We start from the raw sequence: 14,551 nt of genomic DNA, 5'->3' as shown, positions 1-14,551 counted from the left end.
GCTGAGCGGCTGCTCAGTGGTCGGTCAGCGGCCCCGGGGGTCCGTCAGGACCGCCACCGTGCGGGGCGGCACCGTGACGGTGCCCGTCGCGGCGTCCCAGCCGGTCGCCCGCACCACCGGGTCCGCACCGCGCGCCTGGACGCGGGACAGCGCGTAGTCCCGCCCCGCCAGCTCGGGCACCGCGACGGACGCCTCGTCCGGCGACGCGTTGAACACCACCAGCACGCCGTCCAGCTTCCGGTCGACGTCGGTCCGGCCCGCGCGGTCGTCGACCGACATGGTGATCACGCCGGGCACGGCGTCCGGCCCGGAACCGGGGAACGTCACCTTCTGCTGGATCAGCTCGGCCGAGCCCAGGCGGAACAGCTCGGTCGAGTGCCGCAGCTCCAGCAGCTCGCGCGCCTGGGCCGCGGAGAACCCGATGTCGTCGGCGTCCGGCTTGAGCGCCGCGTCGGCGAGCAGGGGCCGCTGGTACGGCCACTTGTCCTCGTTGTCGGCCGCCATCGGCAGACCCTGGCCGAACCCGTTGTCCTGCCCCGACCAGTCGATCGTGTTGAACCAGTCGCCGGAGTCGAACGAGTTGCGGTCCAGGGACTTGGAGCGCAGCAGGTCGGTGCCCGCGTGCCAGAACGAGGGCGACTGCGACAGCGCCGCCGTGGCCAGCGAGACCGTGTTCATCCGCACGCGGTCCGCCATCGGAGTGTCCGCCGGCAGCTTGAGCGCGAGCAGGTCGAACAGTGTCTCGTTGTCGTGCGCGTCCACGTACGTGACGACCTCCTCGGGCGAGTCGGCGTAGCCTGCGGGCGCGCCCCGGTAGTCCAGCTCGTCGCCCCGGACCCGCTCCCCGGACGAGGTGGTGACCTCGTAGGCGCGCAGGTTGCCGGCCAGCCCGAGCTTGACCAGGTCGGTCTGGTGCGCCAGGTCGGCCGCCTCGTCGGCGTCGCCGTCGTTGACCGACGCCGGGTCCTCCAGCCGGGCCTCGTTGCCGTTCGGGTCGGTGAACAGGCCGGTGCCGAAGCCCTGCGTGAACAGGGACGACCCGTCCACGGGCGAGCCGCCGTGCACGGCGTCGCGCAGCCGGTCGCTGAACGTGCCGATCCCCGTGCCGCCGAGCTGGCCCTGCGTGGCCTGCTCGAACCGGGCGTTGCCCGCGACCTCACCGAAGTCCCAGCCCTCGCCGTACAGGTACACGCTCTTGCCGTCCACCCCGTCGCGCCGCAGCGTGAGCCCGTCGAGCCCCGCCCGCACGGCCTCCATGTTCGCGCGGGAGTGGTGCCCCATGAGGTCGAACCGGAACCCGTCCACGTGGTAGTCGCGGGCCCAGGTGACCACGGAGTCCACCATCAGCTTCTGGGCCATGGCGTGCTCGGTGGCGACGTTCTGGCAGCAGGTGCTCGTCTCGACGGCGCCGGTGGTCGCGTTCTGGCGGTGGTAGTAGCCCGGCACCACGCGGTCCAGCACCGACCTCGGGTCCTGGCCCGACGCCGCCGTGTGGTTGAACACCTGGTCCAGCACCACCTGGAGCCCGGCGCCGTGCAGGTTGCCGACCATGGAGCGGAACTCGGCCACGCGTGCCCCGCCGTCGGCCTCGACCGCGTAGGAACCCTCCGGCGCCATGAAGTGGTACGGGTCGTAGCCCCAGTTGAAGGCGTCGCTCCCCTGCACCTCGGCGACGGCGGCCTGCTGCTCCGTGCCGTCGGGCGCGAGGCCGGACAGGTCGCCCGTGGTGGCCTGGTCGGCGCGGTTCTCGGGGATCGTCGCGATGTCGAACGTGGGCAGCAGGTGGACGGTCGTGAGCCCGGCGTCGGCCAGCGAGCGCAGGTGCTTCATGCCGTCCGAGCCCTTGACCCCGAACGCGCCGTAGGTGCCGCGCAGGCGGGCGGGCACGGTCTCGTCGGAGCTGGAGAAGTCACGCACGTGCAGCTCGTAGATCGTCTGGTCCACGGCCCGCTCCACCCGCGGCGCGGGCGTGGTGCGCCACACCTTGGGCCGCCAGGCGGCGGCGTCGAGGTCGACGGCGACCGAGTGGGTCGAGTCGAGCGTGAGGCCCACCGAGTAGGGGTCGGTCACGACGTTGGTCTCGACCTGGCCGGTGCTCGGCACGTACACCTCGACGGCGTAGCGGTACCGGGTGCCCTGCCAGTCGAGCCGGCGGTCGGTACGACCGCCGTCGAGCGTCCAGGCGCCGTCCCGCTGCCGGGTCATGGCGAAGGTGCGGGGCGCGGCGTCCAGCGCCGTGCCCGCGGGCCAGGCCTGGAGCGTCACGGCGCGGGCGGTGGGGGCCCACAGCGCGAAGGAGGCGTTCCTGCTGCCCTTCCACGTCACGCCGAGGGTACGGTCGGTCGCGAACAGGTCGTCCAGCACGCCGGGAATCTGCACGCCGGTCACGGCGGTCAGGGTCTCGCCGTCGTGCCGGGTCAGGCGCAGCGCCCCTGTCAGGGCCGACGTCGCCGCGGCCCGGCTCAGGCCCTCGGCCTCCAGGGCGAGGTACCCGGCCAGGTGGGGGAAGTCCTCGGCCACGTCGGCGGGCACGTCGCCCGTGCCGCCGGCCGGGACCAGCGGGTAGGACGCCGCCTCCGTCTCCAGCGCCCAGGTGTCGCCGGAACCGAAGTCGTCCGCCGGGACCAGGACGAGGCCCTGGCGGACCCAGTGCGCGGCCTGCTGCCCCTCCCCCGGGGTGCCGGGCGTACCGACCTGGACGGAGGGCACCTTGGTCTCCGGGTCCCAGGTGAAGGTGACGGGCCCGCCGCCGGTGGAGTAGGCGACGTTGGCGCCGTCGCGCACGCCGTCGGCCCCGTAGTTCTCGGCCCAGGAGCCGTTGACGGCCACCTTGAACTCGTAGGACCCGGCGGGCAGCTCGAACGTGCCGGTGTACGTGCCGTCATCCGCGAGCGTGAGGCGCGCGGCCTCGCAGTCCGGGGTCCAGTCGCCGGCGCAGCCCATCTCGCTGTTGTGCGAGCCGGGCACGGTGACCAGGTCGATGTCGGGGTCGGTGGGGTCGTCGACGACGCCGCTGACGTCCACGCCCACCGACGCGTACGAGCTGGCGGCGGACCGGTCGCCGTCGGCGTCCCGCGTGACCGCGCGGTACTCGACCAGCGTGCCCTCGGGCAGGTCGGCGCCGTTCGCCGACACGTCGTGGAAGACGCGTGGGGAGGTGTCCTCGGCGGTGCCCAGGTGGTGCCACTCGTCGGTGCCGACGGCGCGCCAGGCGAAGGAGGTCTCCGCCCAGGCGTCGGCGACCCCGGCCGCCACGGGGGCCACCCCGGTCACCGCGGCGCCCGGCCGGGCGCTCGTCCCGGGGACGACGGCGGCGACGCCGGCCGAGTCGGCGCCCACGGTCCGGTCCGCGACCAGCACGACCGCGGAGCGGGCCGGGACGGTGAGCGTCACCGCGCCGTCGGCGTCGGCCGTGACCGTCGCGTCGGTGCCATAGAGCGGCGCGTAGGCGGCTCCCGGGGTGAGCGTGTCGAACGTGACCGTGCGCTGCTGCGCGGCGTTGTTCGCGGCGACGAGGTGCTCGACCTTCTCCTCGCGGTCGACGCGGGAGAAGGCGTAGACGCCCGCGCCGTCCTCCGCGTAGCGCTCGACCTGGGCGCCGGTCGCCAGGGCCGGGTGCTCCTCGCGCAGGTCGGCCAGGGCGGCGATGTGCTCGTAGAGCGGCGCGTCGGTGCCGTAGCGGTCCACGCTGCCGGCCTGCTCGCCGGTCACCAGGGGCTGGTCGGCGTACTCGTCGACCTGCGTGGCGAAGAGGGTCTGCCGAGCGTCCTTGTCGCCCCCGGTGCCCGCGAAGCCCTGCTCGTCGCCGTAGTAGACCACCGGCTGGCCGCGCGTGAGGTACATCAGCTCGTGCGCCAGCTCGTCACGCTCCAGCGGGTTCTCGGCGCCCGCCAGCATGTACCCGACGCGGCCCATGTCGTGGTTGCCGAGGAACGTCGGCAGAGCGGACGGGCTGCTGTGCGGCGTGGTGTAGAGGTCGTCGGAGGCGTACAGGTCCGCGAGCCGCTGCGCGCTGTTGCCGCTGGCGTAGCTGGTGGCGGCGGACTGGAACGAGAAGTCGAGCACGGAGCTCATGTCGGTGCGGCGCACGTACGGGGACGTCTTGGCGGCGTCGGCGTCGTACACCTCGCCGAAGGTGAAGAACTCGTCCTTGCCCCGGTCCCGGGCGTATTCGGCGATCTCGGTGGACCACTCCTCCCAGAACTCGAAGTTCACGTGCTTGACCGTGTCGATGCGGAAGCCGTCGATGCCCAGGTCGATCCACGCCTTGTAGATCTCCTCGAAGCCGTCCACCACGGTGGGGTGCTCGGTCATGAGGTCGTCCAGGCCGCTGAAGTCGCCGTACGTGACCGACTCGCCCTCCCACGTCGAGTTGCCGCGGTTGTGGTACAGCGTGGGGTCGTTGAGCCAGGCCGGGACCTTGACGTCCTGGTCGGCCGGGTCGACGACGGGCGTGTACGGGAAGCTCGTGGCCGCGTCGAGCGCGGGGAAGTCGCCCGTGCCGGCGTGGTCGGCGGGGTCGAACGGGTTGCCGGCGGCGTCCGTGTACGGGGCGGTGGCCTGGTCCACGTAGTCGTAGGTGCCCTCGGCGTAGTCGACGACGTCGGCCGTGTGGTTGGTGATGATGTCGAAGTAGACCTTGAGCCCGCGCGCGTGAGCGTCGTCGATCAGCGCCTCGAGCTCGGCGTTGGTGCCCAGGTGCGGGTCGATCCGCGTGAAGTCGGTGATCCAGTAGCCGTGGTACCCGGCGCTGACGTCGCTGCCCGAGCCCTGCACCGGGCGGTTGAGGAAGCTCGGGGTGAGCCAGATGGCCGTGGTGCCCAGGTCCTCGATGTAGTCGAGGTTCTGCCGCAGGCCCGCGAGGTCGCCGCCCTGGTAGAAGCCCTTGTCGGTCGGGTCGAAACCGGTCGTGAGCCGGTCGCCGTCCAGGCCGCCGGTGTCGTTGGCCGGGTCGCCGTTGGCGAACCGGTCGGTCATCACGAAGTAGAAGCGCTCGTCGCCGCCGGCCTGGCGCACGGGGTCGTGGACGAGGGTGTCGTCCGCCTCCGTGTAGTCCCCGGCCAGGGTGAGCGGGGTCAGGGCGGTGCGGTGGGTCGTGTCGTCGTAGGAGACGCGGACGCGGGCCGGGCCGTCGAGGTGGAGCGGGGCGTTCTCGGCGCCGCCGTCGCGCCCGTAGGACTCGTCCCACGTGTCGTCCAGGGCGACCTTGTACTCGTAGGTGCCCGCCGGGATCGCGAACTCCGCCACGAACGTGCCGTCGCCCTGGGCCACCAGCTCCGTGTCCGCGCAGGCCGGGTCCCAGTCGGCGGCGCAGCCGAGCTCGTCCTGGAGGCTGCCGACGAGGGCCGCGGTGCGGTCCTGGGCGGCCTGCGGCACGGCCCCGGCCGCGGCGGCCGACGTCGAGGCCGCGAGCCCGAGGGAGGCCAGCAGGGCGACGGCGGCCAGCCCCGCCCCCGCACGCTGCCGCGCGGCAGGCCCACGGGCCGGTCGAGGATGAGCCGAGCGCGGGCGCGCGGTGCGAGACATGGATGACCCCTTCGTCGTCCGGAACCCGTGTGGTCCGAGCGCGACTGTAACGCTTGCAGAACCTTGCAGCAAGCGTCCGGAGTGACCGATTCGTGCGGCCCGCGAAATGTCCGCCGCTGTCAGAGCGGAAGCTTGAACCCCTCGTGCGACTGCGCGTAGCCGAGGTTCCGGTAGAACCGGTGCGCCTCGGGCCGCTGCTTGTCCGACGTGAGCTGGGCCAGCACGCAGCCGCGTTCCCGGCCGCGCTCGTGGGCGTGCTCCATCATCCGGCGGCCGATGCCCTGGCCGCGCTGCGCCTTGTCCACCCGCACCGCCTCGACCAGGAGCCGGGAGGCGCCGTTGCGGGAGATCCCGGGGATGAACGTCAGCTGCATGACGCCGATCACCTCGCCGCCGGCCTCGGCGACGACCAGCTCGTTGTCCGGGCTTGCGCTCACGGCCTCGAATCCCGCGACGTGCGCCGCGCCGTAGGTGCCGGTCCGGGTGGCCGCGACGGCGTCGTCGGCGATGAGCTCGACGATCCGCTCGAGATCGTCCCGCGCGGCTTCACGAAAGGTCAGTTCCATGGCGCCACCCTAGGCTCTTGTCTGTGACCACCTCCCCAGTGCCCGCGGCCGCGGACGATGCCTCCGGCGCACCCCCGCGCAGCTCCTGGCTCGCCCTCGCGGTGCTCATCCTCGGCGTCTCCATGGCCCTGCTGGACACGACCATCGTCAACGTCGCGCTGCCGACCATCCGCACCTCCCTGGACGCGTCGGAGGGCACGCTCTCCTGGATCATCTCGGGATACGCGCTGGCCTACGGCCTGGCCCTGATCCCCGCCGGGCGGGTGGGCGACCGCGTGGGCCACAAGTGGGTGTTCGTCGTGGGCCTGGCCGGGTTCACGCTCGCCAGCCTCTGGTGCGGCCTGGCCAACGGGGCCACCGAGCTGATCGTGGCGCGCGTGGTCCAGGGCCTGTGCGGCGGCATCTTCTTCCCGGCCGTCACGGCGCTGATCCAGCTCATGTTCACCGGCCGCACCCGCGGCAGGGCGTTCGCGGTGATGGGCGCGGCCATCGGCTTCTCGACCGCGCTCGGGCCGATCATCGGCGGACTGCTCATCGAGGCATTCGGTGAGAACGAGGGCTGGCGCTCGATCTTCTTCGTCAACCTGCCGATCGGCGTGATCGCGGTGGCCGCGGCGATCGCGCTGCTGCCCCGGATCGTCGTCGGCGGCGCCGCGCGGGGCGTCGACGTCGTCGGGCTGCTGCTGGTCTCGGTGGCGCTCGTCGCGATCCTGGTGCCGCTCATCGAGGGCGAGGACGCCGGCTGGCCGTGGTGGACCTTCACGTCGCTGGTGGGCGGCCTGCTGCTGCTCGTCGCGTTCGCGTTCTGGGAGCGTCGGGTGGCGGCCCGCAGCGGCAGCCCGCTGGTGCCGCCGCACCTGTTCTCCCACGCCGCGTTCACCGGCGGCGTGATTCTCGCGCTGGTCTACTTCGCGGCGTTCACCAGCATCTTCTTCACCATCTCGATCTTCTGGCAGTCCGGGCTGGGGCACTCGGCGCTGGCCTCCGGCCTGGTGTCGGTGCCGTTCGCCATCGGCTCGATCCTGGGCGCGTCGCAGAGCGAGCGCCTGTCCCACCGCCTGGGCCGGACCGTGCTCGTGATCGGCACGGGCATGGTCGCCGCGGGCCTGGTCTCGGTGTGGCTCGTGCTCTGGCTGGTGCCGACCGGCGACCTGACCCACTGGCACCTGGCGGCGCCGCTGCTGGTCGGCGGCATCGGCAGCGGCCTGTTCATCGCGCCGAACGCCCAGTTCATCGTCGCGACGGTGGACCGCGACGAGGCCGGCGCGGCGTCCGGCGTGATCGGCACCATGCAGCGGATCGGCTCGGCGGCGGGGATCGCCGTGGTCGGCTCGGTGCTCTTCGGCGCGCTGACGTTCCCGCCCGGGCGCCCGACGCCGGAGGTCGTCGCCGAGGTCTTCGCGCACGGCGCGACCCTGGCCATGGCGACCAGCGCGAGCCTCGCCGTGGTGGCGTTCCTGCTGGTGTTCGTGCTGCCGCACCGGGTGGAGCCGGTGCACTGACGCGGGCTCCCTGCCGTCACTCGTCGGGGAGCTGGCCCACGGCCTCCTCGTAGCCGCCCGTCGGCGGGTTCGGGTCCGGCGTGTAGACCAGGTGCAGCAGGCCGGTGCGGAACGGTGTGGCCGACAGGAGCTTCATGGGCCGGGACGGGTCGCCGTCCTGGAAGAGCCGCAGGCCGCCGCCCGCCGTGGCCGGGTGCACGAACAGGTGCAGCTCGTCGAGCAGGCCGGCGTCGAGGAGCTGGCGCACCACCGAGATCGAGCCGGACAGGCCGATCTTCTGGATCGAAGGGTCGTTCTTCAGCGCGGTGACGGCCTCGACCAGATCGCCCTGGAGCTGCTCGGAGTTGCGCCAGCTGAGGTCGAGCGGGCTGCGGGACGCGACGATCTTGCGGATGTCGCCCAGCCGCTTGGCGAACCCGGCGTCCTCGCCGCCGGCCTCCTCGCGCTCCGGCCAGGCGCCCGCGAACGAGTCGTAGGTGACCCGCCCGAACAGGAAGACGTCGGTGTTGTGCGTGTCGTCGACAGCCGCGCCGAGCTCGTCGTTGAAGTACGGGAAGTGCCAGTTGCCCTTGTCCGGCTCGACGACGCCGTCGAGCGCCATGAACAGGCTGGACACGATCTTCGCCATGGGGGTCTCCTCGTTCGGTGCCGCGCTGCTCACTGGCGCGCTGCGGCTCTCCCCCTCCGACGACGACGGCCCGGCAAACTCATCGCCGGCACCCCGAGGGATGCCGGCGACGAGCTCACCGGGCCGGATCAGCCCGCGACGTCAGCCCGCCAGGTGGCTCCAGCGCGGGGCGAGGCCCGCCCACGGGCCGACGTCTGCCACCGCGCCGTCGACCAGCACCACCACGCGGTCGGCGCGGGCGAGCGCCGCGCGCTTGGACGTCGCGCCGACCACCGTGGTGCCCCGCTCCCGCAGGGCGGCCCACAGCTCGATCTCGGTCGAGGCGTCCAGGGCGCTGGAGACGTCGTCCGCCAGCAGCAGCTCGGTGTCCGCGGCGAGCGCCCGCGCGAGCGCGAGCCGCTGCACCTGGCCGCCGGACAGCCGCACGCCCCGGTGCCCGACGAGGGCATGCGGACCGCCGGCGTCGCGCATGTCCTGCTCCAGGCGCGCGCCCTGGACCGGACCGTCGATCTCGCGCGCGTGGTCGAGCTGCACGTTGTCGGAGAACGAGCCGGACAGCACCCGCGGCACCTGGGCCACGTGCGCCACCTGGCCCGGGCGCAGGAACGCCTGGGCGTCGGTCACCTCGGTGCCGTTCCACCGGACGTGCCCGGTGTGCTCCATCAAGCCAGCCAGCGCCGAGAGCAGCGACGACTTGCCCGAGCCGACCTGGCCGAGCAGCAGCACCAGCTCGCCCCGACGGATCTCCAGGTCGACGTCGGAGACGCCGATCGTGCCGTCGTCGTGCACCGCGGTCAGGTTGCGCAGCTCCAGGCGGTCGAGCGGCTCGCGCTCCGTCGGCTCCGGCGCGGGCGCGACACCCGTCACGAGGTCCACGCCCTGCTGGCGTGAGACGAGGTCGGTGCCACCGGCGAACCGGGCGGTCGCGACCTGCCAGGCGCGGGTGCCCGGCGCCTCGGTGACCACGGCGCCCGCCACGACCCCGAACCACGCGAAACCGGTCACGGCGTTCGCGACGAGCAGCGTCGTGGCCAGGTCCCAGGTGCCCACCAGCAGGAACCCCCAGGCGACGACGACGCCGACGTAGAGGGTCACCAACGGCACCGAGTCGAGCACCGCCTGCACCCGGTGCTCGAAGATCGCGGCCTTGACCCGCCCGGAGTCCACCTCGCCGAGGTGCCGGCGCACGTCGGGCGTGCGGGCGGCGAGCTTCACCGTGCGCGCCGAGTCCAGGGCCGAGACGAGGGCGCGGCCGAACCGCGCACGGGCCGCCGAGGACCCGGCGGCGGAGCGGCCGGCGATCGGTCGGCCGATGGCCGAGGCCGCCGCGGAGACCACCATGACCGCGAGCAGCACGGCACCGGCGGTCCAGGTGCCGCTGATCAGGGCCGTGACCGCCACGATCGCGAGGCCGTTGACGAAGTCGACCCAGCGGTCGGCGTACCGCACGAAGCGGTCGGCGTCCATGGACCGGGCCACCACCTCGCCGGGCGGCGTGGCGGGCAGCCGGTACTGCCGGGTCTGCCCGTGCATGACCGACATCCGGATGCGCAGCAGCACCTCGACCCACCAGCGCGGGTACACGCCCAGCGCCCTGGAGATGAACAGCGGCTGCAGGAGCAGCAGCACGGCGAGCGCGACCAGCAGGCCGACAGGGAGCTCGCCGGTACCGACGATCTCGACCGTGCGGCCCCACAGGAACCCGCTGACCGCGCCCTGGGCCGCGACCAGGCTCGCCAGGAGGAACAGGACCGCACCGAACAGGCCCCACCTGGGGCGCACGAACAGCGCGTGCAGCACGCCGCGCGCGAGGCTCGGTCCGTCCCCGGGCGGGGTCAGGTCGGGCGGCGTCCCGGTCCGCCGGCGGCCGCCGACCGCGTCGGGCTCGGCGGTGTCGGGCTCAGCGGTGTCGGGCTCGGCCGTGCGGGGCTCGGCGGTGTCGGGCGCGGCGGTGCGGGGCTCGGCGGTGTCGGGCGCGGCGGTGCGGGGGTCGACGGCCGCGGAAGCCGTGACCGTCTGGGCACGCGCCTCGGCCGCGGTGGCCGGCGTGGGCTCGGCTGCCGTCTCGTCCAGCGACCCGTCGCTCGCGCCGGCCTCCAGCAGCAAGCGGAACGGGCCGGGCGTGCGGGCGAGCCTGGCCCGGGGGCCCTGCTGCACCACGCGACCGCGATCGAGGACCGCCACCAGGCCGGCGCGCTCGATCGTGCCGAGCCGGTGCGCGATGAGCACACCGGTACGACCGCTGAGCAGCCGGTCGGACGCGGCGACGACGCGCGCCTCCGTCAAGGGGTCCATCCGCGCGGTCGCCTCGTCGAGCACGACGAGCTGGACGTGCCGCACGAGGAGCCGGGCGAACGCGACGAGCTGCTCCTCGCCCGCCGACAGCGTGGTGCCGCCCGGGCCGAGGAGCGTGTCGAGACCGTCGGGCAGACCGGCTGTCCAGTCGGTCAGGCCGAGCTCGCGGACCGCGGCCTCGATGTCGGCGCGCGGCACGTCGGCGAACAGCGCGATGTTCTCCGCGAGCGTGCCGGCGATGATCTCCGTGCGCTGGGTGACCACGCCCACGGCGCCGCGCAGCTTCTGCAGGTCCAGGTCGCGCACGTCGGCGCCGCCGAGGAACACCGACCCCCGCTCCGGCTCGACGGCGCGCGACAGCAGCGCGGCCAGCGTCGACTTGCCGGAGCCCGTGCGGCCCACGAGGGCGATGGTCTCGCCGGCGGGGACCAGCAGGTCCACGCCGCTCAGGGCGAAGGTGCCCTCGTCGTAGGCGAAGGTCAGGTCGCGCAGCTCGAGGCCCAGCGGCCCCTCGGGAAGGTCGTCACCGCCCTCGGGCTCAGGCTCGACCTCCAGCATCTGCCGGATGCGCAGCACCGCGCCGAGGCCCTCCTGGATGTCCGGCAGGTGGTGCACCAGGTTGTCCATCTGCCCCACGAACATCGCGGTGACCAGGAACAGCGTGACGAGCTGCTGCACCGACAGGCCACCCCCGGCGGCCACGACCGCGCAGGTGACCGCGGTGCCGGCGAGCAGCGCGTACATGACGAGGCCGGCCCGCCGCAGCAGGCGCTCCTCGACGCGCACCACCGCGCGGAACTTCTCGTGGACGATCGCCGAGAGCTGCGCGACGCGCCGCACGGCGAACGCCTGGCCGAGGCTGGTGCGCAGGTCGTTCCGCGCGGCGACCGCCTCCTCGAAGGCGGCGGCGTGGTCGGTCCAGGCGGCCTCCTCGATCACCTTGCGACGCGCGATCTCGCCGAGCAGGGGCCGGGTGAGCAGCGCGACGATGCCGCCCAGCACCGGGAAGAGCAGCCAGGCCGGCCACCAGGTGATGCCCGCGATGATCCACATCGGGACGACGCCGACCACCGTGCGGCCGGCGCCCCAGAGCTGGCGGCGCACGAGGGTGCCGACGGCGTGCGTGTCGTCGTCGACCCGGTCGAGCACCTCGCCGACCGCCTGCTCGGAGAGCGTGGCGAGCGGCTGCCGCAGGGCCGCGCTGAGCAGGTCGCTGCGGAGCTTGCCCTCGGCCCGGTCCACGACGCTCGCCCAGGTCACCTGGCCGACGCCGTCGAACACCGCACCGCCGACGACGCAGAGCGCGAGCAGCACCAGCCCGAAAACTGTCGCGTCGGCGGCCAGCCGGCCGGCCGCGACCGTGCCCAGCGCCAGGCCGACGGCACCCGCGGTGAGCGCGAGCAGGGCGACGACAGCGGCTGGGCCGCGCAGGCGGCGCCAGTCGAGCCGGCGGGCCGGGTCGGACGGCGTCGACGCAGGGCGAGGCGACGCCTCAGGAACGGGCGTGGTCTCAGGGGTGTGCGGTGCGTCGATCATCGTTTCCTGAGGCTACGACGAGACACCGACAGTCCCCGCCTCTTTTTCCCGCGGAGCGACCAAGGTCACTTCAACGTGTCAGACCCTCAGGTCACCCGGGGGACCTGAGGGTCTGACACGTACGAGAGAGCGGGCGTCAGAGAGACGCGAGGGCCTCGTTGAAGGTGCCGCTCGGGCGCATCACCGCGGACGCCTTGGCGTCGTCCGGACGGTAGTAGCCGCCGATGTCGGCCGGCTTGCCCTGGACCGCGACGAGCTCCTCCACGATCGCCTGCTCGCCCGTGGCCAGCGCCTCGGCGAGGGGCTTGAACGTGGCGGCCAGCTCGGCGTCGTCCGACTGCCCGGCCAGCTCCTGCGCCCAGTACAGGGCCAGGTAGAAGTGCGAGCCGCGGTTGTCGATGGTGCCCAGCCGGCGGCCCGGCGAACGGTCCTCGTTGAGGAACGTGCCGGTGGCCCGGTCGAGGGTGTCGGCCAGGACCTGGGCCCGGGCGTTGCCCTCGGTCACCGCGAGGTGCTCGAAGGACGCGGCGAGCGCGAAGAACTCACCGAGCGAGTCCCAGCGCAGGTAGTCCTCCTCGACGAGCTGCTGCACGTGCTTCGGCGCGGAGCCGCCGGCGCCCGTCTCGAACAGGCCGCCGCCGTTCATGAGCGGCACGATCGAGAGCATCTTGGCCGACGTGCCGACCTCGAGGATCGGGAACAGGTCGGTGTTGTAGTCGCGCAGCACGTTGCCGGTCACCGAGATGGTGTCCAGGCCCTCGCGGATGCGCGCGAGCGAGAACGCCGTGGCCTCCGCCGGGTCCATGACGTGGATCTCGAGGCCCTCGGTGTCGTGCTCCGGCAGGTACTGCTCGATCTTGCGGATCAGGTTGGCGTCGTGCGCGCGCCGCGAGTTCAGCCAGAACACGGCGGGCGTCTCCGACAGGCGGGCCCGCGTGACGGCCAGCTTGATCCAGTCGCGGATCGAGGCGTCCTTGGTCTGGCAGGCGCGCCAGATGTCACCGGCGTGGACGGCGTGCTCGATGAGCACGGCGCCGGAGCCGTCGACGACGCGGACGGTGCCGTCCGTCGCGATCTCGAACGTCTTGTCGTGCGAGCCGTACTCCTCGGCCGCCTTCGCCATGAGGCCGACGTTGGGCACGGAGCCCATCGTGGCCGGGTCGAGGGCGCCGTTGACGCGGCAGTCGTCGATGACGGTCTGGTAGATCCCGGCGTAGGAGGAGTCGGGGATCACCGCGAGGGTGTCCGCCTCCTCGCCGTCGGGCCCCCACATGTGGCCGCCGATGCGGATCATGGCGGGCATCGAGGCGTCGACGATGACGTCGGACGGGACGTGCAGGTTGGTGATGCCCTTGTCGGAGTTCACCATGGCCATCTTCGGGCCGTCGGCCAGCGCGGCGTCGAACGCGGCGCGGATCTCGGCGCCGTTCGGCAGCGACTCGAGGCCGGCGAAGATGCCGCCCAGGCCGTCGTTCGCCGACAGTCCGGCGGCGGCCAGGTCCTGGCCGTACTTCTCGAAGACCGGCTTGAAGAAGGCCTTGACCACGTGGCCGAAGATGATCGGGTCGGAGACCTTCATCATCGTGGCCTTGAGGTGCACCGAGAAGAGGACGCCCTCGGCCTTGGCCCGCTCGATCGACTCGGCGAGGAACGCGTCCAGCGCGGCGGCGTCGAGGAACGTGCCGTCGACGACCTCCCCGGCCAGCACCGGCAGCGACTCCTTGAGCACGGTCACGGTGCCGTCGGCGGCGACGTGCTCGATGCGCAGCGTGTCGTCGGCCTCGACGATCACGGACTTCTCGTTGGAGAAGAAGTCGTCGTGGCCCATGGTCGCGACGTTGGTCTTGGAGTCGGCCGACCACGCGCCCATGCGGTGCGGGTGCGCCTTCGCGTAGTTCTTGACCGAGGCGGGGGCGCGGCGGTCCGAGTTGCCCTGGCGCAGCACCGGGTTCACGGCGGAACCCATGACGCGGCCGTAGCGCTCGCGCGCGTCCTTCTGCTCGTCGGTCTCGACGCTCTCCGGGAAGTCCGGCAGGTCGTAGCCGAGGCCCTGGAGCTCGGCGACGGCCGCCTTGAGCTGCGGCACCGACGCCGAGATGTTCGGCAGCTTGATGATGTTGGCCGCCGGGTCGTTCGCCAGCTCGCCCAGCTCGGCGAGCGCGTCCGCCTGGCGCTGCTCCTCCGTGAGCCGCTCCGGGAACTGGGCGATGATCCGGCCGGCGAGCGAGATGTCGCGGGTCTCGACGTCCACACCGGCCTTGGCCGCGTACGCCGAGACGATCGGCAGGAACGAGTACGTCGCCAGAAGCGGAGCCTCGTCCGTGTGGGTATAGATGATCTTGGACATGGGTGTGGCTGACTCCCCGGGATGTTGGAATGTGCCGATCTCTCGATATCAAGATACCTGAGGGTCCTGCGCACTCCTCAATTGCGAGACACACCTCACGCACTGATGTGTCAGACGTACAGGTCACTCGAGTGACCTGTACGTCTGACAC

At 72.8% G+C, this 14,551-nt stretch carries 6 protein-coding genes; 1 reads left to right on the top strand and 5 read right to left on the bottom strand.

Features of this window, described 5'->3' with window-relative positions; genetic code table 11:
• Nucleotides 1-24: 24 nt before the first annotated feature.
• Together pulA and QRN56_RS27415 are read right to left on the bottom strand one after the other, a co-directional pair.
• Nucleotides 25-5,526 (bottom strand): pullulanase-type alpha-1,6-glucosidase, encoded by a 5,502-nt coding sequence (gene pulA / locus QRN56_RS27420; protein ID WP_285108661.1) that lies wholly within the window; start codon nucleotides 5,524-5,526, stop codon nucleotides 25-27.
• Nucleotides 5,527-5,645: 119 nt separating this feature from the next.
• Nucleotides 5,646-6,092: a GNAT family N-acetyltransferase gene (locus tag QRN56_RS27415; protein WP_285108660.1), complete on the bottom strand. Its 447-nt coding sequence runs from the start codon at nucleotides 6,090-6,092 to the stop codon at nucleotides 5,646-5,648.
• Between the two features lie 23 nt (nucleotides 6,093-6,115).
• On the opposite strand from QRN56_RS27415, the gene QRN56_RS27410 reads away from it, so the two are divergent.
• On the top strand, nucleotides 6,116-7,594 hold the full coding sequence (locus QRN56_RS27410; protein ID WP_285108658.1) for an MFS transporter: 1,479 nt from the start codon (nucleotides 6,116-6,118) through the stop codon (nucleotides 7,592-7,594).
• 16 nt (nucleotides 7,595-7,610) lie between these two features.
• Here QRN56_RS27410 and QRN56_RS27405 read toward each other — a convergent pair whose 3' ends face one another.
• The 3 genes from QRN56_RS27405 to QRN56_RS27395 form a co-directional block, all read right to left on the bottom strand.
• The gene (locus QRN56_RS27405) at nucleotides 7,611-8,222 is read right to left on the bottom strand and encodes a dihydrofolate reductase family protein (protein WP_285108657.1); all 612 of its coding nucleotides are present in this window, start codon (nucleotides 8,220-8,222) and stop codon (nucleotides 7,611-7,613) included.
• 141 nt (nucleotides 8,223-8,363) lie between these two features.
• Nucleotides 8,364-12,053 (bottom strand): ATP-binding cassette domain-containing protein, encoded by a 3,690-nt coding sequence (locus QRN56_RS27400; protein WP_285108656.1) that lies wholly within the window; start codon nucleotides 12,051-12,053, stop codon nucleotides 8,364-8,366.
• Between the two features lie 136 nt (nucleotides 12,054-12,189).
• A complete protein-coding gene (locus tag QRN56_RS27395) occupies nucleotides 12,190-14,400 on the bottom strand; it encodes an NADP-dependent isocitrate dehydrogenase (RefSeq protein ID WP_285108655.1) in 2,211 nt (736 codons plus the stop codon).
• Nucleotides 14,401-14,551 lie beyond the last annotated feature (151 nt).

The organism is Promicromonospora sp. MEB111, assembly GCF_030209445.1.
In the GTDB taxonomy this organism is placed as follows: domain Bacteria; phylum Actinomycetota; class Actinomycetes; order Actinomycetales; family Cellulomonadaceae; genus Promicromonospora.
The sequence above is the reverse complement of the archived record's forward strand: the minus strand, read 5'-3'. Positions and strand labels throughout refer to the sequence as shown.

What these genes read in the sequence shown, in the direction of transcription:
- pulA (WP_285108661.1), bottom strand. Translation starts at nt 5,526, where the DNA reads ATGTCTCGCACCGCGCGCCCGCGCTCGGCTCATCCTCGACCGGCCCGT.
- QRN56_RS27395 (WP_285108655.1), bottom strand. Translation starts at nt 14,400, where the DNA reads ATGTCCAAGATCATCTATACCCACACGGACGAGGCTCCGCTTCTGGCG.
- QRN56_RS27415 (WP_285108660.1), bottom strand. Translation starts at nt 6,092, where the DNA reads ATGGAACTGACCTTTCGTGAAGCCGCGCGGGACGATCTCGAGCGGATC.
- QRN56_RS27405 (WP_285108657.1), bottom strand. Translation starts at nt 8,222, where the DNA reads ATGGCGAAGATCGTGTCCAGCCTGTTCATGGCGCTCGACGGCGTCGTC.
- QRN56_RS27400 (WP_285108656.1), bottom strand. Translation starts at nt 12,053, where the DNA reads ATGATCGACGCACCGCACACCCCTGAGACCACGCCCGTTCCTGAGGCG.